At 65.3% G+C, this 18,839-nt stretch carries 19 protein-coding genes; 9 read left to right on the top strand and 10 right to left on the bottom strand.

The window, feature by feature from the left end:
- Positions 1 to 4: 4 nt before the first annotated feature.
- A complete protein-coding gene (locus L6639_RS17070; protein WP_237862893.1) occupies positions 5 to 940 on the bottom strand; it encodes a DMT family transporter in 936 nt (311 codons plus the stop codon).
- 93 nt (positions 941 to 1,033) lie between these two features.
- Between L6639_RS17070 and L6639_RS17065 the strand changes: the two genes are divergently transcribed.
- On the top strand, positions 1,034 to 1,435 hold the full coding sequence (locus L6639_RS17065; RefSeq protein WP_237862892.1) for a DUF1330 domain-containing protein: 402 nt from the start codon (positions 1,034 to 1,036) through the stop codon (positions 1,433 to 1,435).
- Here L6639_RS17065 and L6639_RS17060 read toward each other — a convergent pair.
- The gene (locus tag L6639_RS17060) at positions 1,422 to 2,363 is read right to left on the bottom strand and encodes a DMT family transporter (RefSeq protein WP_237862891.1); all 942 of its coding nucleotides are present in this window, start codon (positions 2,361 to 2,363) and stop codon (positions 1,422 to 1,424) included. The two genes, L6639_RS17065 and L6639_RS17060, sit on opposite strands and share 14 nt — an antisense overlap.
- A 130-nt stretch (positions 2,364 to 2,493) precedes the next feature.
- Entirely contained in the window at positions 2,494 to 4,992 is a 2,499-nt protein-coding gene (gene mgtA, locus L6639_RS17055) for a magnesium-translocating P-type ATPase (RefSeq protein WP_377807816.1), read from the bottom strand.
- Positions 4,993 to 5,184: 192 nt separating this feature from the next.
- Between mgtA and L6639_RS17050 the strand changes: the two genes are divergently transcribed.
- The 5 genes from L6639_RS17050 to L6639_RS17030 all read left to right on the top strand — a co-directional run bounded on the left by L6639_RS17050 (position 5,185) and on the right by L6639_RS17030 (position 11,517).
- Positions 5,185 to 6,453 carry an efflux RND transporter periplasmic adaptor subunit gene (locus L6639_RS17050; RefSeq protein ID WP_237862890.1) on the top strand — a complete coding sequence of 423 codons (1,269 nt, stop codon included), beginning with the start codon at positions 5,185 to 5,187 and terminating at the stop codon, positions 6,451 to 6,453.
- A complete protein-coding gene (locus tag L6639_RS17045) occupies positions 6,450 to 7,676 on the top strand; it encodes an ABC transporter permease (protein ID WP_237862889.1) in 1,227 nt (408 codons plus the stop codon). Before L6639_RS17050 ends, L6639_RS17045 begins: the two co-directional genes overlap by 4 nt.
- Positions 7,669 to 8,352: an ABC transporter ATP-binding protein gene (locus tag L6639_RS17040; protein ID WP_237862888.1), complete on the top strand. Its 684-nt coding sequence runs from the start codon at positions 7,669 to 7,671 to the stop codon at positions 8,350 to 8,352. The genes L6639_RS17045 and L6639_RS17040 overlap by 8 nt, the downstream gene beginning before the upstream one ends.
- A gap of 254 nt (positions 8,353 to 8,606) precedes the next feature.
- Positions 8,607 to 9,899 carry an adenylosuccinate synthase gene (locus L6639_RS17035; protein ID WP_237862887.1) on the top strand — a complete coding sequence of 431 codons (1,293 nt, stop codon included), beginning with the start codon at positions 8,607 to 8,609 and terminating at the stop codon, positions 9,897 to 9,899.
- A gap of 37 nt (positions 9,900 to 9,936) precedes the next feature.
- Positions 9,937 to 11,517: a hypothetical protein gene (locus L6639_RS17030; protein ID WP_237862886.1), complete on the top strand. Its 1,581-nt coding sequence runs from the start codon at positions 9,937 to 9,939 to the stop codon at positions 11,515 to 11,517.
- Positions 11,518 to 11,593: 76 nt separating this feature from the next.
- Here L6639_RS17030 and L6639_RS17025 read toward each other — a convergent pair whose 3' ends face one another.
- Positions 11,594 to 11,866 (bottom strand): hypothetical protein, encoded by a 273-nt coding sequence (locus L6639_RS17025; protein WP_237862885.1) that lies wholly within the window; start codon positions 11,864 to 11,866, stop codon positions 11,594 to 11,596.
- A 270-nt stretch (positions 11,867 to 12,136) separates the two neighbouring features.
- Complete coding sequence (locus tag L6639_RS17020) at positions 12,137 to 12,373, bottom strand: hypothetical protein (RefSeq protein ID WP_237862884.1); 237 nt, start codon at positions 12,371 to 12,373, stop codon at positions 12,137 to 12,139.
- Between the two features lie 144 nt (positions 12,374 to 12,517).
- On the opposite strand from L6639_RS17020, the gene L6639_RS17015 reads away from it, so the two are divergent.
- Positions 12,518 to 12,943: a DUF5413 family protein gene (locus L6639_RS17015; protein ID WP_237862883.1), complete on the top strand. Its 426-nt coding sequence runs from the start codon at positions 12,518 to 12,520 to the stop codon at positions 12,941 to 12,943.
- A gap of 60 nt (positions 12,944 to 13,003) precedes the next feature.
- Positions 13,004 to 13,543, top strand: a complete 540-nt coding sequence (locus tag L6639_RS17010) for a DUF4112 domain-containing protein (RefSeq protein WP_237862882.1) — start codon at positions 13,004 to 13,006, stop codon at positions 13,541 to 13,543.
- Between the two features lie 118 nt (positions 13,544 to 13,661).
- Here the strand turns inward: L6639_RS17010 and L6639_RS17005 are convergent, their stop codons facing one another.
- The 4 genes from L6639_RS17005 to msrA all read right to left on the bottom strand — a co-directional run bounded on the left by L6639_RS17005 (position 13,662) and on the right by msrA (position 15,589).
- Positions 13,662 to 13,955 (bottom strand): hypothetical protein, encoded by a 294-nt coding sequence (locus L6639_RS17005; protein ID WP_027560969.1) that lies wholly within the window; start codon positions 13,953 to 13,955, stop codon positions 13,662 to 13,664.
- Between the two features lie 212 nt (positions 13,956 to 14,167).
- A complete protein-coding gene (locus tag L6639_RS17000; RefSeq protein ID WP_035731827.1) occupies positions 14,168 to 14,332 on the bottom strand; it encodes a DUF3309 family protein in 165 nt (54 codons plus the stop codon).
- A gap of 105 nt (positions 14,333 to 14,437) precedes the next feature.
- Positions 14,438 to 14,857 (bottom strand): peptide-methionine (R)-S-oxide reductase MsrB, encoded by a 420-nt coding sequence (gene msrB, locus L6639_RS16995; protein WP_237862881.1) that lies wholly within the window; start codon positions 14,855 to 14,857, stop codon positions 14,438 to 14,440.
- A gap of 30 nt (positions 14,858 to 14,887) precedes the next feature.
- On the bottom strand, positions 14,888 to 15,589 hold the full coding sequence (gene msrA / locus L6639_RS16990) for a peptide-methionine (S)-S-oxide reductase MsrA (RefSeq protein ID WP_237862880.1): 702 nt from the start codon (positions 15,587 to 15,589) through the stop codon (positions 14,888 to 14,890).
- A gap of 246 nt (positions 15,590 to 15,835) precedes the next feature.
- Here msrA and L6639_RS16985 point away from each other — a divergent pair, with 246 nt between their 5' ends.
- Complete coding sequence (locus L6639_RS16985; RefSeq protein WP_237862879.1) at positions 15,836 to 17,524, top strand: caspase family protein; 1,689 nt, start codon at positions 15,836 to 15,838, stop codon at positions 17,522 to 17,524.
- Between the two features lie 135 nt (positions 17,525 to 17,659).
- Here the strand turns inward: L6639_RS16985 and L6639_RS16980 are convergent, their stop codons facing one another.
- Positions 17,660 to 18,775, bottom strand: a complete 1,116-nt coding sequence (locus tag L6639_RS16980) for an ATP-dependent DNA helicase (RefSeq protein WP_220003245.1) — start codon at positions 18,773 to 18,775, stop codon at positions 17,660 to 17,662.
- Between the last annotated feature and the right edge of the window lie 64 nt (positions 18,776 to 18,839).

The raw sequence follows: 18,839 nt of genomic DNA, 5'->3' as shown, positions 1-18,839 counted from the left end.
GAAATTACTTCACCGCCGAACCCTGGCGCGAGGCGATGACGACGCCGGCGAGCACCAGCGCGTAGCCGATCAGGTGAAACGGCTGGAGCTTTTCGCCGAGCAGCAGGATCGCCATCGCCGAGCCGAACACCGGCACCAGATGGAAGAACGGCGCGGCGCGGTTCGGCCCGATCAATGCGACGCCGCGGTTGAAGAAGAGATAGGCGAGCGTCGAGGGGAAGATCAGGATCCAGCCGAGCGTCATCAGCGTCACGGTGTCGAACTGCAGCACCCGGCCGCCCCATCCCTCCCAGATCGCCGTCGGCAGCAGTATGAAAGCGCCGCAGCAGGTGGTGAATGACAGGAAAGAGAGCTGATGAACCTTCGGCCGCCGCGGGATGAAGGCGGAGTAGAGCCCGAACGCGACCAGCGAAGAGGCGAACATGATGTCGCCCCGGTTGAACGAGATGCTCGCCAGCGCCGCCAGATCGCCGCGCAGGATGATGATGAGCACGCCGGCCAGCGAGATCGCGATGCCGGCGAGTTGCCCAGCCGTCAGCCGCACGCCAAACAACACCAGCGACCACAGCGCCACGAACAGGGGACCTGCCGACTGGATCAGCAGCGCGTTCAGCGCCTCGGTATATTGCAGCGCCCAGTACGAGATCGCGTTGTTGAAGGCGAAGCCGACCAGCGACAGGAACAGCATCAGCGGCAGGCTCTTGCGCAACGCCGGCCAGTCGCGCTTCAGATGCGGCCAGGAGAACGGCAGCAGGAGAAGGAACACGCCGAACCAGCGGATCGTCGTCACCGTCAGTGGCGGCACATGCGCGCCGACATGGCGGGCGATCACGATGTTGCCGGCCCAGAACAGCGAGCTCAGGCTGAGCAGCAGATAAGGCTGGTTGTTGAGCCAGCTGGCCGGATTGGCGGCGGTTGGCGCGGGCGATGCAATCGTCATTGGCGTCACGCACAACCATGCGCCGGATGGTCGTCATGACACAAGGCCCGCCGCCGCAATGCTACAATGCAGTCAAATCCTGAGGAGGTGCCATTGGCGGTCAATATGTTGAACATCCAGGGCCTGGAAGGGCTCGACCAGCACGCGCCGGTGGTGATGCTGAATCTGATGCGTTTCCACGCCCGTTCGCGCGATGGCGACGGGTCCGGCTGGGATGCCTATTTGCGCTACAGCGCGATCACCGTGCCCATGATCAAGGCGCGAGGCGGCACGCTGCTGTGGACCGGCGAGGCCAAGGCGATCGCGCTCGGCCCGCACGCGGGCAACAAATGGGATTTCGTCGCGCTGGTCTCCTATCCGTCCGTCGCGGCGTTCCTCGACATGATGACGTCGCAAGCCTACGAGCGTGATGCCGATCCGCATCGCGTCAACGGCTGTGCCGAGCATGTGATCATCGCCACGAGCGAGGCGTACAGCAAGTTCAAGGTGAGCTAGTCGCCTGCTTCCGCGATGCCACGAAAACGCCGGACAGCACCAGCGCGAAGCCGATGAAGTGGAAGGCCTGCGGCAGTTCACCGAGGAAGACCATGGCCATGATCGAGCCGAACACCGGCACGACATGGAAGAACGGCGCGGCGCGGTTGGCGCCGATCAGGCGGACGCCGCGGTTGAAGCAGAGATAGGCGAGCGTCGAGGGAAACACCGAGACGTAGAACAGCGTGAGCAGGTTCGGCCCGTCGAGCTTCATGACCGGGCGCGCGGACAATTCCCAGATCTCCAGCGGAATGAGACACGCGGCACCGGCGCCGAAAGTGAAGGCGAGGAACGACAGCCCGTGGATCGGCGGCCGCTTGAGGGTCAGCACCGAATAGAGCGCGAAGATGATCAGCGCGACGATGAAGATCAGGTCCCCCTTGTTGAAGGCGATGTTCGACAGCGTGGTGAGATCGCCGTGCAGCAGGATGATCAGCACGCCGCACATCGAGAGCAGCACGCCGAAGGCCTGCGCGCCCGTGAGCCTGATTCCGAGGATGACCAGCGACCAGAGCGCCACGATCAGGGGTGCAGCTGACTGCAACAGAAGTGTATTGAGCGCCTGGGTATGCTCCAGCGCCCAATATTGCAAGGTATTGAAGGCGCCGATGCCGGTGATCGACAGCACGATCATCAGACCGAGCTTGTCGCGGATGGCCGGCCAGTCCTGGGCGAGGTGCTTCCAGGCGAACGGCAGCACCAGCAGGAAGGCGAAGCTCCAGCGCAGGAAGGACAGTGTCACCGGCGGGATGTGGCCGGCGGCGAGCCGCCCCACAACCGCATTGCCCGCCCAGCACATCGCGGTGATGCTGAGCAGGAGATAAGGCTGGTTGGCGATCCAGCTGTGGCCCGATGATTCGGCGCTCCTGGTCTGGCCGGTAGCGGACATTGTAATTGTTATGGCCCCGCGTCATGCACCGAGGCTCCCGGCCCGGCCCTGCCCAAAGACACGGAAACGAGCCCGATATCAATGGCGCGCGGCGCATCGCCATCATGCGCAGGGCGGTGCAACAGGAACCTCAGCCGGTCGGTCCCGTGCGGATCGCGAACGGCTTTAGCAGCTCGGCGCAGCCGAGATAGACGACGACGAGAAGGGCGATGCCGGCCATCATGATCGGCGGCGGCGCGACGAAGCCGAACCAGGTCCCGAGCGGCGTGAACGGCAGAGCGATCGCGGCGAGCAGGGCGATCAGCGAAGACGCCGCAAGCACGGGATCGGGCCAGTTGCGCCAGGGCCGTCCATAGGTGCGGATGACGAAGATCACCAGGATCTGCGTCGCCATGGATTCGACGAACCAGGCGGTGCGAAATTCGTCCGGCGAGGCCTTGAACAAATAAAGCAGCGCGCCAAAGGTGAGAAAGTCGAACACCGACGACAGCGGCCCCATGATCGCGGCAAAGCGCACCAGCCGCGACATGCTCCACACCTGCGGCTTCGCCGTTGCCTGCGTCGAGACCCGGTCGAAGGGAATGCCGAGCTCGGAGAGGTCGTAGAGCAGGTTGTTGAGCAGGATCTGCGTCGGCAGCATCGGCAGGAACGGCAGCGCGATCGAGGCCGCCGCCATCGACAGCATGTTGCCGAAATTCGAGCTCGCGCCCATGCGGACATATTTGAGGATGTTGGCGAAGGTGCGCCGACCTTCCTCGACGCCGTCGGCGACGACTTCGAGATCCGACGCCAGCAGGATCATGTCGGCAGCGGCCTGCGCCACACCGGTGGCGCCGTCGACCGAAAGGCCGACATCGGCAACCTTCAGGGCCGGTGCGTCGTTGATGCCGTCGCCGAGGAAGCCGACCACATCGCCGCCGGCCTGAAGCGCCTTCACGATGCGCGATTTCTGGTCCGGCGCGAGCCGGCCGAACGCATCGGCGGAGCGCACCTGCACCGCAAGCGCCTCGTCGCTGAGCTCGGCAATGTCGGCTCCCGACAGCACGCGCTCGGCGTTGAGCCCGACCAGACCGGCGAGCCGCTTCACCACCACCGGATGGTCCCCCGAGAGGATCTTCAAGCTCACGCCGCCCGCCGCGAGCCGGGCGATCGCGGCCGCGGCCGTCGGCTTCGGCGGATCGGCGAAGGCGCAGAGACCTTCGAAGACGAGGTCGGTTTCGTCGTCGGTCTCGACCTCGCGCAGCGCGCCGCTCCAGGCCCGCGAGGCGATGGCCACGGTGCGCAGGCCCTCGGTTGCGAGCGCGTGGACGCGGGCCATTGCCGCGTCGCGCGCATGTTGGTCCATCGTGCACAATTCCAGCACGGCCTCCGGCGCGCCCTTGACGATCAGTCGCGCCCCTTCGGGGCCGGTTGCGAGCACCGATCCCAGCCGGCGTGAAAAATCGAAAGCCTGCCGTCCGGCGAGCGTCCAGCCTTGAGCAGCCTCCGGTCGGCCGGCGACGAGGGCGGCATCGAGCGCGCCACGGTCGCCGCCGAGCGAGGCAGCGATGGCGCCGAGCCGCGCGGCGCGTGCGTCGTCCTTGCCGGCGGCATCGAGGCTTCTGGCGAGCGTGATCTCGGCCGATGTCAGCGTACCCGTCTTGTCCGTGCACAGAACGGTCATGGCGCCGAGGTCGTGGATGGCGGCGAGCCGCTTCACGATCACCTTGCGCCCGGCCATGCGCAGCGCACCGCGCGACAGCGTCACCGTCGTGATCATCGGCAGCAGTTCCGGCGTCAGTCCGACCGCAAGCGCGACGGCGAACAGGAGGGAATCGAGCACGGGGCGGCCGAACACGACGCGGATGGTGAGCACGACCAGCACCAGGGCCAGCGTGGCGCGCGCGATTACGAGGCCGAATTCGCGTAGATCGCGTTCGAAGGGAGAGGGCGCCTGTGTCTCGGCGAGCGCGGAGGCCGCCGCGCCGAACACGGTGTCGCGGCCGGTCCTGACCACGAGCGCGATCGCTTCGCCGGTTTGCGCAACGGCGCCGCGGAACAGCGCATTCGAGGTGTCGTCGGGGCTGGCGCATGGCCCGGCCCGTTTCTGCACCGGATAGGGCTCGCCGGTGAGCGCGGCTTCTCCTGCGGTAAAGGCGGTGCTTTCCAGGATCAGCGCATCGGCAGGGATGATGTCGCCGGCGCGGACGCGCAGCAAATCGCCGGGCACGACGTGCTCGACATCGATATCGACAAACGCGCCGTCGCGGCTGACCTCGGCCTTCAGGGCCACCGAGCGGCGGAGAATCTCGGCGGCCCGGACCGCGTGTCCCTCCTGGATGGTGTCGAGGCCGATCGAGAGCGCGAGGATCAGGACGATGATGAGGCCGCCGATCTCGTCGCCGGTCAGCATCGAGATGATGCCGGCCACCAGAAGGATCAGCGACAACGGTTCGAGCAGCCGGCGCAGGATCGCGCGCGCCGCGCCCTCGATGCGCGGCGGTGCGTCGGTGTTCAGCCCGAAACGGTCGAGGCGTTCGTCGGCTTCCGTCGCAGACAGACCGGTGAGCCCGCAGCCCAGTCGACTGCAAAGCTCAGGGGGTGACAGACGCCAGAAATTGGCGTCGGCGCGGGTTGAACTGTCCAGCAAGCGAAGCTCCGGTTTCAGTGCGTCTCGTGGCGGCCAGATGCCTCTAAATTCGGCGTAACCTATTGACCTAAAGCAATCTCGATTTCCCACGACACGTTAGCGTCGCGAACAGTCACCCCGGCTTTGCCGGGCCAGCAATCGAAATCGAGACGTGAATCCCCGCTAGCGCGGCGCGATTCGCATGGCGTTGTCATGGTCGAGCAAACAATCACCCTGCCGCAGCATAAGAGCCGGCTTTCCGTCGCGGCGCTATGGTCGGGGTTCCTCGCTCACAAATGGTTCATCCTCGCGGTCGCAGTCCTGCTGGCTCTCGGGGCCTGGCAAAGCGTGCGCATGATTCTGGGACCGGCGGTCGTCGTCGATGAGGCGAGGCGCGGCCGCCTGATCGAGACGGTGGTGGCGAGCGGCCATGTCGAGACACCGTACCGGGTCGAGATCGGCAGCCAGATCACCGGCACGGTGCAAGAGGTACTGGTGCAGGAAGGCGAGAAGGTTAGCAAGGGCCAGCCGCTGATTTCGCTGGAGTCGCGCGAATTGAACGCAGCCGTGGTGCAGGCGCACGGCGCGGTGGCGCAGGCCGAGGCCCGCATCAGGCAGCTCGAGGAACTGACGCTGCCCTCGGCGAGGGAAGCGCTGACGCAGGCGAATGCGACCTTGCGAAACGCGCAGCAGACTTACGACCGCACAGCGCAGCTCGAGCACAACGGCTATGCGACGCGCGCGGCGCTCGACGATGCGCAGAAGACACTCGATGTCGCCAGCGCGGCGAAGCGCTCGGCCGAGTTTCAGGTCTATACCGCGAGCCCCGGCGGCAGCGATTACGTGATGGCGCAGACGCAGGCCAATCAGGCGCGCGCCAATCTCGACACGGCGGAATCCCGGCTCGGCTATGCCACGATCGCAGCGCCCCGTGACGGCGTCCTGATCACGCGCAGCGTCGAGCGCGGCACCGTGGTGCAGCCTGGCAAGGCGCTGCTCGTGCTCGCGCCCGTCGGCGACGCGCAGCTCGTGCTGCAGATCGATGAACGCAATCTGGGCAAGATCGCGCTCGGGCAGAAGGCGCTCGCCTCGGCGGACGCCTATCCGGACCGGCGCTTCGCCGCAGCGATCACCTACATCAATCCCGGCGTCGACATTTCGCGCGCCTCGGTCGAGGTGAAGCTGACGGTCGCCGACGCACCGGACTATCTGCGGCAGGACATGACTGTCTCGGTTGATATCGAAGTGGCTGCACGCGACGATGCGCTGATCCTGCCGCTGCGCTCGGTGCACGACGTCTTGTCGGGAAATCCCTGGGTGCTCGGCATCAAGGACGGGCGCGCGGCCCAAAGGCCCGTGAAGATCGGCCTGCACGGCAACAGCCAGGTCGAGATCACCGACGGACTCGCTGCCGGCGATGTCGCGATCCCGCAAAGCTCCGGCGTTCTGACCGGCCAGCGCGTGCGGCCCGTACGGCAATGAACCGCTGGCTGCCGTTCGAATGGACCATGGCCGTGCGCTTTCTGCGCGAAGGCCGGCTCCAGACCATCTTCATCATCGGCGGCATCTCGATCGGCGTCGGTGTCATCGTCTTCATGTCGGCGATGCTTGCGGGGCTGCAGGCAAACTTCATCAAGCGCGTGCTGACCTCGCAGCCGCAAATCCAGTTGCTCACGCCGGATCAGGTTGCGCGTCCGCTGCGCAACGGCGCAGGCGAGATCGAGGACGCGGTGGTGCAACGTCCGAGCCAGCGGGTGATCTCGATCGACCAATGGCCGAAGATCAGGGCCCAGATGCAGGCGATGCCCGAGGTCGTCGCGGTGTCGCCGACGATCCTCGGCTCGGTGCTCGCGGTGCGCGGCGATGCCAGCCGCTCCGTGAATCTGTCGGGCGTCGAACCGGATTCCTATTTCAAGATCGTCAAGGTGCCGGACTATATCGTTGCCGGCGAGCCGCGCCTGACCAGCGAGGACATCATCATTGGCATCGAGCTGGCGAAGGACCTGGGCGCCGCAGTCGGCGACAAGATCAATGTCCGCGCCGCCTCCGGCGCGACCCGCGTGCTCACGATTTCCGGCCTCGTCGATCTCGGCAACAAGAGCGTCAACCAGCGCGTCTGCTACGCCGCGCTCCGCACCGCGCAATCACTGCTCGGCATGATCGGGGGCATCACCACGATCGACATCACGGTCGGCGACATCTACGCAGCCGAAGACATAGCCCAGCGCATCCAGGCTGCCAACGTCGTCGAGGCCGACAGCTGGATCAAGACCAATGCGCAGTTCTTCACCGCGGTTCAGGCCCAGCAGAACACCAACACCCTGATTCGATTGTTCGTCGGACTTTCGGTCGCGTTCGGCATCGCCGCCGTGCTGGTGGTTTCGGTGATTCAGCGCTCCAAGGATATCGGCATCCTGCGCGCGATGGGGACATCGCGCGGCCAGATCCTGCGTGTGTTCCTGGTGCAGGGCGGCCTGCTCGGCTTCGTCGGTTCGCTGTTCGGCGCGGCGTTGGGCGCGTTCGCGCTGGTCTATTGGCACTCGGTCGCGCGCCAGGCCGACGGCACCGAATTGTTTCCGCTGATCCTGGAGCGGAGCCTGTTCGCCTACACGGCGCTGCTTGCCACCGTCACCGGCCTTCTGGCTGCGATGGCGCCTGCGGTCCGCGCCGCGAAACTCGATCCCGTGGTGGCGATCCGTGGCTAGCGAAATCCTCCGCCTCGAGAACGTGTGCAAGGCCTACAATGTCGGCCTGCCGACCGAAACAGAGGTGCTGCATGGCATCGACCTCGAACTAGACCATGGCGAGTTCCTGGCGCTGATCGGCCCTTCGGGCTCGGGCAAGAGCACGCTGCTCAACATCGTCGGCCTGCTCGACCAGCCGACATCGGGCCGGCTGCTGATCAAGGGCCGGGACATCGCTGATCTCGGCGACACCGAGATCACCCATCTGCGCGGGCACACCATCGGCTTCGTCTTCCAATACCATCTCCTGATCTCGGCCTTCACCGCGCGGGAGAACGTCATGATGCCGATGCTGGCCGATCGCGGCTTTGCATCGGCGGACATCGAGGCGCGGGCCGACCGGCTGCTGGCTCAGGTCGGGCTGGAGAAATTCGCCGGCAACCTCGCCAACAACATGTCGGGCGGACAGCAGCAGCGGGTGGCCGTGGCGCGGGCCCTGGCGATGAGCCCGGATCTCGTGCTTGCGGACGAGCCGACCGGCAATCTCGACACCAAATCGGCCGACGCCGTGTTCGAGCTGATGCGGCAGGTCAACCGCGAGAGCGGTACGAGCTTCCTGCTCGTCACCCACAATATGGATCTGGCCCGGCGCTGCGACCGCATCATCGAAGTGGTCGACGGCCGCATCCGCGCCTAACGTCGTAGAAGGCGCCCGATAAGGCGGATTTTTAGGGGATATCAAGGGCTTGGATCGCACCTTGGGCCCGAAAAAAGCCCCGTTCTTGCTTGCCTAGAGAGGCTGCTTCCTTTATCCGGTGGGGCTGCCTCGCGTGCGAACGGCCTTGGGCCGGGACTTCGGCTGGGCGCAGGCATGATTCCGGAAGAGTGGGTCCCGGTTTTCCGTTTGGATCGTGCCTTTTACAGAGAAATTCTTCGAAGGATTACCCGCGAATGGCCAATGTTGTCGTCGTCGGCGCCCAGTGGGGCGACGAAGGAAAGGGCAAGATCGTCGACTGGTTGTCGGAACAGGCGGACATCGTCGCGCGCTTTCAGGGCGGCCATAACGCCGGCCACACGCTGGTCATCAATGGCGAGACCTACAAGCTCGCGCTGTTGCCCTCGGGCGTGCTGCGCCCGTCGAAGCTGGCGGTGATCGGCAACGGCGTGGTGTTCGATGCGCAGGCCTTCCTCGACGAGGTCACCAAGCTGCGCGGCCAGGGCGTTGCGGTCGGCCCGGAGAATCTGCGCGTTGCCGAGAACGTGACCCTGATCCTGCCGCTCCATCGCGAGCTCGATGCGCTTCGTGAATCGTCCAATTCGGCGACCGCGATCGGCACCACGCGGCGCGGCATCGGCCCGGCCTATGAGGACAAGGTTGGCCGCCGCGCGATCCGTCTGATGGACCTCGCCGACCTCGACACGCTCCCACACAAGATCGATCGTCTCCTCGCGCACCACAACGCGCTGCGTCGCGGCCTCAACCTGCCGGAGTTCGACGGCAACGAGATCCTGAAGGAACTCAGCGCGCTGGCGCCGCAGCTGCTGCCTTATGCGGAGACCGTCTGGCGCCTGCTCGATACCGAGCGGCGTGCCGGCAAGCGGATCCTGTTCGAAGGCGCGCAGGGCGCGCTGCTCGACGTCGACCACGGCACCTACCCTTACGTCACCTCGTCCAACACGGTGGCGGCGCAGGCCGCGACCGGAACGGGGCTCGGCCCGAACGCGGTCGGCTACGTGCTCGGCATCTGCAAGGCCTATACGACCCGCGTCGGCCAGGGGCCGTTCCCGACCGAGCTCTTGAACGAGATCGGCGAGGAGATCGGCCGCAGAGGTCGCGAGTTCGGGGTCAATACCGGACGCAAGCGCCGCTGCGGCTGGTTCGATGCCGTGCTGGTCCGCCAGACCGTGCGGACCTGCGGCATCACCGGCCTGGCGCTGACCAAGCTCGACATTCTCGATGGCTTCGACACGATCGAGGTCTGCGTCGGCTACAAGCTCGACGGCAAGGAAATCGATTATTTCCCGGCCGGTGAAGGCGCGCAGGCCCGGGTCGAGCCGATCTACGAGACCATCGAGGGCTGGAAGGAGCCGACCGCGGGCGCGCGGTCCTGGGCGCAGCTGCCGGCCCAGGCAATCAAATATGTCCGCCGGATCGAGGAATTGGTGGGGTGCCCGGTCGCTCTGCTTTCCACCAGCCCCGAACGCGAGGATACTATCCTGGTGCAAAACCCGTTTGAGGCTTAACGATCTCTTACCAGGACGCGGGTATAGTTGAGTAGAAATGGCTGATTACTATCCGCTGATCGCCCGCGCTATTGCGGCCCTGGACCCCAACGCTCCCGGCGAGAGCCGGCGCGCGCTCTATGAACGGGCGCGCACGGCGCTGATCGCGCAGCTGCGCAGCGTGCAGCCGCCGCTCTCCGAATCCGAGATCACCCGCGAGCGGCTGTCGCTGGAAGAGGCCGTCCGCAAGGTCGAATCGGAAGCCGCCCAGCGCGCCCGCGAGGCCTCGCGCCCCGGCGGTGCTGCCCGCAGTGGCGGCAGCGGCGATGCGTTCCGCCGGGCCAGCGCCCGCGCGACTGAAAACAACCCGCCCCCATCCGCTCAGCCGGCCGCGCCGCCGCGCGCGCGTCCGGCCGCACCGTCGCCGCGGCCGCAGATCGGCGGCGACGATCAGGGCGATGCCCCGCGTCCGCCGCGCGCCCCGCGTTTTGATGCGCCGCGCCAGCCGGCTCCGCCGGAGCCGCCGCCCGGGCGCTCCTCTCCACGCCGCCCGCCGGAGGGCGGTCCGCCGCCCCCGCTGCCGCCGGCCCCTGGCGTGCGCGGCTTCCGCGACATCACGGCTGACGTCAACGACCTCGGCGGCGCTGCCGCGCAGGCCAACCGGGCCGCGCGCCGCACCTACGCCAACGTGCCTTCGCCCTCGCCGGAATTCGACCGGCTCGAGCCGAGCCTGGAAAACCGCGCCGGCGAAGGCGATGCGCCCTATTCCTATGACGAGTCGATCGAGGAGGCCGAGCGCTACACGCCGCAGCCGCCGTCGCCGCGTCCGCGCATCGCGCCCGACCGCGACGTCAAGAAGCGCGCCGGAAGGGGCTCGGTCTTCCCGTTCAAGAGCGCGATCGCCATCGGCATCGTGCTGATCCTGGTCGGTGCCGGCATCCTTTGGGGCAAGCAGCTGGTCCAGACCGCGACCAATCTGTTCAAGCCGTCGCCCACTCAGGTGGTGGAGGCGCCGAAGGATACGTCGCAGCCGCAGACCAAGCCCAAGATTCCGGATCGCGTCGGCCAGCCCTCGGCGAGCGACCAGCCCGCCGCACCGGTGGCGCAGAAGGTCGTGCTCTATGACGAGGATCCGTCCGACCCGAAGGGCAAGCAATATGTCGGCTCGGTGGTGTGGCGGCTCGAGCCGATCAAGGCGTCGGGCAACCAGAAGGCCGACGTCGCCGTCCGCGCCGACATCGAGATCCCAGACCGCAAGTTCAAGATGACGATGTCCTTCCGCCGCAACACCGACTCGTCGCTGCCGGCGAGCCACACGGCCGAGCTGACCTTCATCCTGCCGCCGGACTTTCCGAGCGGCAGCGTCTCCAACGTGCCGGGCATCTTGATGAAGTCGAACGAGCAGGCGCGCGGCACGCCGCTCGCAGGGCTCGCGGTCAAGGTCACCGACGGCTTCTTCCTGGTCGGCCTCTCCAATGTCGATGCCGATCGCGCCCGCAACGTCCAGCTCCTGAAGGAGCGCTCCTGGTTCGACGTCCCGCTGGTCTACGCCAACCAGCGCCGCGCCATCATCGCCATCGAGAAGGGCGCTCCCGGCGAGCGCGCCTTCAACGACGCTTTCGCGCAGTGGGGCGACTGAGCTCTTCACCTCTCCCCAGCGGCGAGAGGTGACGGCCCAACCGGGGGAGCAGCTGCCTACTTGGAATTTGCCGGCACTACTGCGCGGCGGCTTCCCGCTTGCGGGTTGCTGCTGCGGCGGCTTCGCGGTCCATCACGGCGCGGCAGCCGGGGCTGACATGCGACTTGTTCCGCACCATGCAGGCGGTGATCCGCGGGATATCAGGGATTTCACTGGAGCACAGCCGCATCGCATCGTCCGAGCACATCTGCTGCGCTTCGGGCGAGAAGGCGAGGCCGGGCGATGTCTGGAGGGCGATGGCAGTGGCGGCGAAGGTGAAGAGCGTGGCGATAGTCCGATAGCGTGTCATGAAAAATGCGTCCCCGAGTTGCGCGGATTTGAGCCGCTTGATTGTTGGGACGCCGCACGCGGCTTGATCTGCCGCATGTCACAGCCTTCATGCCGGGTGTTCATTCCCGGATGTGGTCGCTCGATTTTTTCTGATATTCGAATCGAAAAGTGCTGCGCCGCCCGACCTGAGTATGCGCGATTGCCGTGAAGCTTCAATGGGAGGCGCGAAGGAATTCGCAGCTGTTGCGCCTCCGTCACGCAAAAGGCGGCGCGAGCTCACATGCCGATCTTACATTCCATGGCTCGCGAACACCTTGCTGCACGATCGCGACAGTTTTGCCCGGTTGGCTTGCAGGCAGCCTTGCACCGCACCGTCATTGCCGAGATCCTTGCGACACAGTCGCGAGGCGTCGCGCGAGCACGCGTTCTGCTCCTGCGGCGTGCCCATATGGCCTTGCGCAAAGGCGGGTGCGCTCGACAGGGCGGAGAGGGTGATCGTCGCCAGCAACAACAGTTTACGGGACATCGGCGGCTCCAAATCTGACGGGTCAATTTCGGCTCCAGTCTGAACCCGCCGGCTTGCCACTTGTTCCCCCAAACAGCCCGCAACCCCGCTATCCAAGGTTCCCGGCCCGCTGCTATAAATGCCCTCGCGTATGAGGAGTCCTTGATGAAACGCTATCTGGTGTTCGCGCTCGTCGGTCCGTTCGTGGGCGGATTCCTGCTGCTGATGACGACGACCTACCAGTCCGGCTATTGGGCCGAGGCGCATCTCGGCGAGGTCGGCAAGCTGATCGTCGTGTTCTTCAAGACCCTGCAATACAGCTATCTGTTCGGCTTCCTGCCGTCGCTGATGATCGGTGCAATCGACGACATCCTGCTCCATGTCAGGCGGATCGGGCCGGTGTTGCGGATGCTGCTGGTCGGCCTGCTCGCTTTCGTCCTCGCCGCATTCACCTATGGCTCGCGCGGGTCGGATTCGGGCGCGGTGCAGTTGATCCTGTACGGCCTAGTCGGTCTCGTGCCCGCGATGCTTTCATCCTGGCTCGTGCATCATTACGTCGAGGAGCCGCGGCCGGCGACGGCGGCGAGCTAAGCCCGCGACCATCGGACGCGATGCAGCAACCTCTGCTGCGCTCGTGAGTTCACAACGGCCATGACCATGCAAGACGACGACATTCTCGCGCCGCGCAGGTCCCGTTCCGGGACGCATGCGCGCGGTCCGATCATCGACCAGGAGGGCCACGAGATCCGGCCTGAAACACTGGAGCAGGGGTTTCGCGAGTTCCGTGTCGAGTTCGGCCAAGGATTTGGCAATGGATTTGGCAATGGCAATCCGTTCGGCAATCTGACGCGGGAACAGCGGCTCGCGCGGCTCGAGGCGATCGCCAAGCTGCTCGATGTCGCCTTCGTCCTGCCCGGCACCAACATCCGCTACGGCATCGACGGACTGATCGGGCTGATCCCAGTGATCGGCGACATCATCACCACCGCGATCTCGCTGTGGTTGGTGCGCGAGGCCCGCGCGCTCGGCGCGCCCTGGTACATCACCGCGCGCATGCTCGGCAATGTCGCGGTCGACGGCGTGGTCGGCATGGTGCCGTTTGCGGGCGATGCCTTCGACGTCATGTTCCGCGCCAACATGCGCAATGTGCGCCTCTTGCGCCGCTGGCTCGACAAGCAGCCACGGATGTAGGTCTTCGCCACTCCCCGCAAGCGGGGAGAGGGGAAAGAGAGAGTGTCGCCCAAACGCAAAAAGCGCGATGACCTCAAGGCCATCGCGCTTTCTCCGCACATCGGAGTTTTGCTAAATCTTACGCCGCGTCGGCGTCGGTCTCGGCGGCCGGGGCCGGCTTGGGACGGCGCGGCAGCGGGAAGGCCTCGCTCTCGTAGAGCGAGCGGATGCCGTTCTGGTCGAAACGGGCTTCCTCGACCTGGAGATATGCGCCGTTCAGCGAATCCGTCGGCAACTGCTCCATCGCGAACTGCACGGCTTCGGCCGCAGTGCCGAACCGGCGGTAGGTGAAGCCCGCGCGCTTCTTCTTGCGGATGGCGGCGGGGAAGAGCTCGGCGGAAGTGTTGAAGTTGAACGGACGCAGTGGACGCATGGTCAAAGACCTCGTGATCTTCTCTGGGGCTTTAAGCGCGTGGGGTTTGGGAGGGCAGGGGCCGCAATCGAGCGGGCCCGCCGCATGTCATTTTCGACCCCTAATATAAGCCGATTTGACAAAATTGCGACCCCTGCGATGGGAGATGATGAATCCACGCATGGCAGGTCCGCAGAAGCGGAAATCTAAGTAAATTCAGTGGCTTGTATGGTTTATAGTTTACCAAGAAGCAGCAGGACGAGCAGCACCACCAGAACGACGCCGCCGATCCCCATGCCGGAATGGCCCATGCCGTAGCCATAGCCGCCGATCCGGCCGGACCAGCCGCCCAGCAGATAAATGATCACCAGGATGATCAGGATGGTCCCGAGTGTCATGGCGTCCTCCCTGGCGGCCGCCGGAATGCACGCATCGGCTGCACCGCTGGAAGAGAAAAGCACATCGCGCCGCCGGGTTCCATCGGGGAACCCGGCGGCGCAATCTTATTTCGGCTCGAGCTTCAGCGCCGCCGAATTGATGCAGTAACGCAGGCCGGTCGGCCCCGGTCCGTCGGGGAAGACATGGCCGAGATGGCCGCTGCATTTGGAGCAGAGGACCTCGGTGCGGATCATGCCGTGCGTCGTGTCCCGCTCCTCGTCGATATGGCTCTCGACCGCAGGCGCGGTGAAGCTAGGCCAGCCGCAGCCGGAATCGAACTTGGCGTCGGATTCGAACAGGACGTTGCCGCAGCCGGCGCAGACATAGGTGCCGGCACGGTGGTCGTGCTCATATTCGCCGGAGAAGGGACGCTCGGTCGCCTTCTCGCGCAGCACTGCGTACTGCATCGGCGTCAACTCGCTTCGCCACTGCTCTTCGCTCTTCATGACCTTGTCGTCGGTGGTTTTCGTCTTGGTGTCGGGCATGGGTCTCCCGTATTTCTGATGATCTCGAGATCAGTTGGTGGCCTTGCTGGCACTCACCAGCGTCGGCTTCTCAATGTAGTTATCCGCGAACAGCTTTTTCAGGTTCTCGACCTTCGGAATGTCGTTGAAGGCGATGTAGGGCTGGTTCGGGTGCAACGTCAGATAGTCCTGGTGGTAGGCCTCCGCCGGGTAGAAGCCCTCGAGCGTACCGACCTTGGTCACGATCGGCTTGCTGAACACCTTGGCGGAGTTGAGCTGGGCGATATAGGCCTCCGCGACCTTCTTCTGCTCGTCCGAGGTGGTGAAGATCGCCGAGCGATATTGCGTGCCGGTGTCGGGCCCCTGGCGGTTGAGCTGGGTCGGGTCGTGCGCCACCGAGAAGTAGATCTGCAGGATCTTGCCGTAGGAGATCTTCTTCGGGTCGAACTTGATCTCGACCGACTCGGCATGGCCGGTTCGTCCGGTCGAGACCGTCTCGTAGTCCGCAGTCGCCTTGGTGCCGCCGGCATAGCCGGACACGGCGTTGACGACACCGGCAGTGTGCTGGAACACGCCCTGCACGCCCCAGAAGCATCCGCCGGCAATGACAGCGGTCTGGATGCCGCTCGCGGGGGCTGCGTCCATGGCGGGGGCGGGGATCACGATGGCGTCTTCGGCGGCCCAGGTCGGTGCGGCAAAGCCGAGCGACAAGGCGGCGGTGGCGGCGAGCAGGGACAGGACGGAGCGGCGCATGGCGGATCCTCTTTCGGAAGGCCTGACAGTTTAGGGCGGTTGAGGGCTGGCGAACAGCCTGCCCGGCGTTTTCAGACACCTCAGATACGGACCGAGCCGGCGATTGTTACAGCCGGCGTGACACGAGTCCGTGAAAAAAAGCCGCTAACCCCGGTCCGGCTTGGCGGGTTGGGGAACTCCGGGCTAGATGAACCGGCACGATCGCCGTTCGACTTAAATTGTGGTGGCTGGAGCTGATCTGACAACATGCTGCGCGTCGTTCTCTTGAGCCTTGTCATACTCCTCGCGGGCATCGCGACCGCCGCGGCGGATCCGCAAGCCGGCGACGACCTCGCCACCTGCAGGGATCGCCAGGCCGAGACCCAGGCGCGGACGACGGCCTGCGAGAACCTGCTCAACGCCAACCGCGTCACCGGCAAGGACAAATCGCTCGCGCTCGTCATTCACGCCCAGGCGCTGATCAGCAAGCGCGATTATGACCACGCGATCGAGGCGCTGACTTCAGCCATCGAGCTGGATCCGGACAATGTCGGCGCCATCAACGTGCGGGGCATCGCCCATGAGCACAAGGGCGAGGACGACCTCGCAATGGCCGATTACAATCTGGCCATCCAGAAGCGGCCGAATTTCGGCTATGCCTACAACAATCGCGGCACCATTCAGCTGCGCCGGGCCGCGCTGCAGAGCGCGCTCGACGATTTCAACCTGTCGATCAAATACACGCCGAAATTCCTGCTCGGCTGGACCAATCGTGCCCGTGTGCGCACGGTGATGAAGGACTATGACGGCGCCATTGCCGATTTCGCCGAGGCGGAGAAGATCGATCCGACCGCGCAGCAGATCGCGGCCAATCGCTGCACCACCTACGGCCTGATGGGCAAATACGATCTGGCCTTCGCCGATTGCAACGGTCTGATCGAGAAGCAGCCGAGGAATGTCTACGCGATCAACAATCGTGCTGATGTCAGCATGTTGAAGGGCGATCTCGACGCTGCGCTGAAGGACTACACCACGGTGATCCAGATCAACCCGAACAATGTCCGCGCGCATTCCGGCCGCGGCCAGCTCTACGAGCGCAAGAAAGACCTCGCCCAGGCCCGCGCCGACTACCGCGCGGCCGCCTATTCGCTGACGAAATTCGACGAGTACGACGTCGCCCGCGCCCGCGCCACCGCGCAGCAGCGGCTCGCAGCGCTGACGCCGCAAACGCCGGGAGGCGCGCCCACCGGGCGCCGCGTCGCGCTGGTCGTCGGCAACGGCGCCTACAAGAACGTCCACGCCCTGCCAAATCCGCCGCGCGACGCCAAACTGATCGCGGGCGTGCTGCACGATGTCGGCTTCCAGACCGTGATCTCCGTCAGCGACCTGACCCGCGACAAGTTCTTCGACGCTTTGAAGACCTTTGCCGACGAAGCGGAGAAGGCCGACTGGGCGGTGGTTTATTACGCCGGCCACGGCTTCGAGATCGGCGGGGTGAACTACCTCGTTCCTGTCGATGCCAAGCTCGCGGTCGACCGGGACGCCGAGACGCAAGCCGTCGCGCTGGAGCAGGTGATTGCAGCGGTGGGAGCTGCGCGAAAAGTGCGCCTGGTGATCCTGGATGCCTGCCGCGACAACCCGTTCGCGCCGACCATGCAGCATACGCTGTCGCTGAAGCTGGTCGACAAGGGCTTTTCCAACATCGAGCCCGGCGCCGGCTTCATGGTGGTCTACGCAGCCAAGCACGGCGAGACCGCGATCGACGGCGACAACGGCGCCGACAGTCCGTTCTCCACCGCACTCGCCCGCGAGCTCAAGGAGCCGAAGGTCGAGATCCGGAAATTGTTCGACATCGTCCGCGACGATGTCTGGTCCGCCACCAAGCACGTGCAGCAGCCGTTCACCTACGGCTCGCCGCCGGGCAGGGAGGATTTTTATTTCGTTGCGGGGAAGTGAACGGCGCGATATCGGCGCCACATTCACGGTGCCGTAGGGTGGGCAAAGCCAAGCGTGCCCACGCGTTCATTGCTTGTGGAGAGAGATCGTGGGCACGGCGCATTGCGCCTTTGCCCACCCTACGGCAGCGGCGCTCTAAACCACGATACTCAACCGTTTCGCCGCCCGGGTGATGCCCGTATACAGCCACCGCGCCCGGCTCTCCTGAAACGCAAAGCTCTCGTCGAACAGCACGACGTCGTCCCATTGCGAGCCTTGCGACTTGTGCACGGTCAGCACGTAGCCGTAGTCGAACTCGTCATAGGGCTTGCGCTGCTCCCAGGCGATCTGCTCGATGCCGCCCTCGAAGCAATCGGCGCGCACCGAGACTTTTGTGACCTTGTGGCCAAACTCTTCATCCGGCGACAGTCGCATCGAGAGGATGCGCGATTTCGAGCGCGAGGTGTTGCGCGACTTGACGCGCCACAGGCCGCCGTTGAACAGGCCCTTCTTGCGGTTGTTGCGCAGGCACACCAGCTTGTCGCCGGCGACCGGAAAGACGTCCTCGATGTTCTGCCGTTGCCGGACCCGCATATTGTAGGCGCGCCTTGTGTTGTTGCGGCCGACCAGCACCTGGTCGGCGCCCATGACGCGATCGGGATCCAGTTCTTTCCGCGACACCACCTCGCTCTCGCCATAACGGCCGATGTCGAGCTCGCGGCCCTCGCGGACGTCCATCGACATCCGCACGATCGGATCGTCCTGGGCCTGGCGGTGCACCTCGGTCAGCATCGCGTCCGGCTCGGAATTGGTGAAGAAGCCGCCGCCCTGGATCGGCGGCAGCTGCGCAGGGTCGCCCAGCACCAGCAGCGGGCAGTCGAACGACATCAGGTCGCGCCCGAGTTCGGCATCGACCATCGAGCATTCGTCGATCACGATCAGCTTGGCTTTTGAGGCCGGCGCATCGTCCCACAATTCGAAGCTGGGCTGCTCCTCGCCGGATTCGCGGGCGCGGTAGATCAGCGAATGGATGGTGGAGGCGTCATCGCAGCCCTTGTTGCGCATGACGAGGGCGGCCTTGCCGGTGAAGGCGGCAAACTTCACCTCGCCGTCGACGCCCTCGGCGATATGCCGCGCCAGCGTGGTTTTGCCGGTGCCGGCAAAGCCGAACAGCCGAAACACCGGCGGCGTGCCGTTGCGGCCCGGTTTGGCTTTAAGCCAATCGCCGACGGCCTTGAGCGCGGCATCCTGATGCGGGGTGAAAGTGGCCATATCTGTCTTGAGGAGAGGCGAAACGATGCGATTCGCCGGATCTCAAAACTAACCATTCGCACCG

This window comes from Bradyrhizobium zhengyangense (assembly GCF_022012555.1).
GTDB classification, from domain to species: Bacteria; Pseudomonadota; Alphaproteobacteria; order Rhizobiales; family Xanthobacteraceae; genus Bradyrhizobium; species Bradyrhizobium zhengyangense.
Note: the sequence above shows the minus strand (reverse complement) of the source record. Positions and strands in the feature narration are given on the sequence as shown.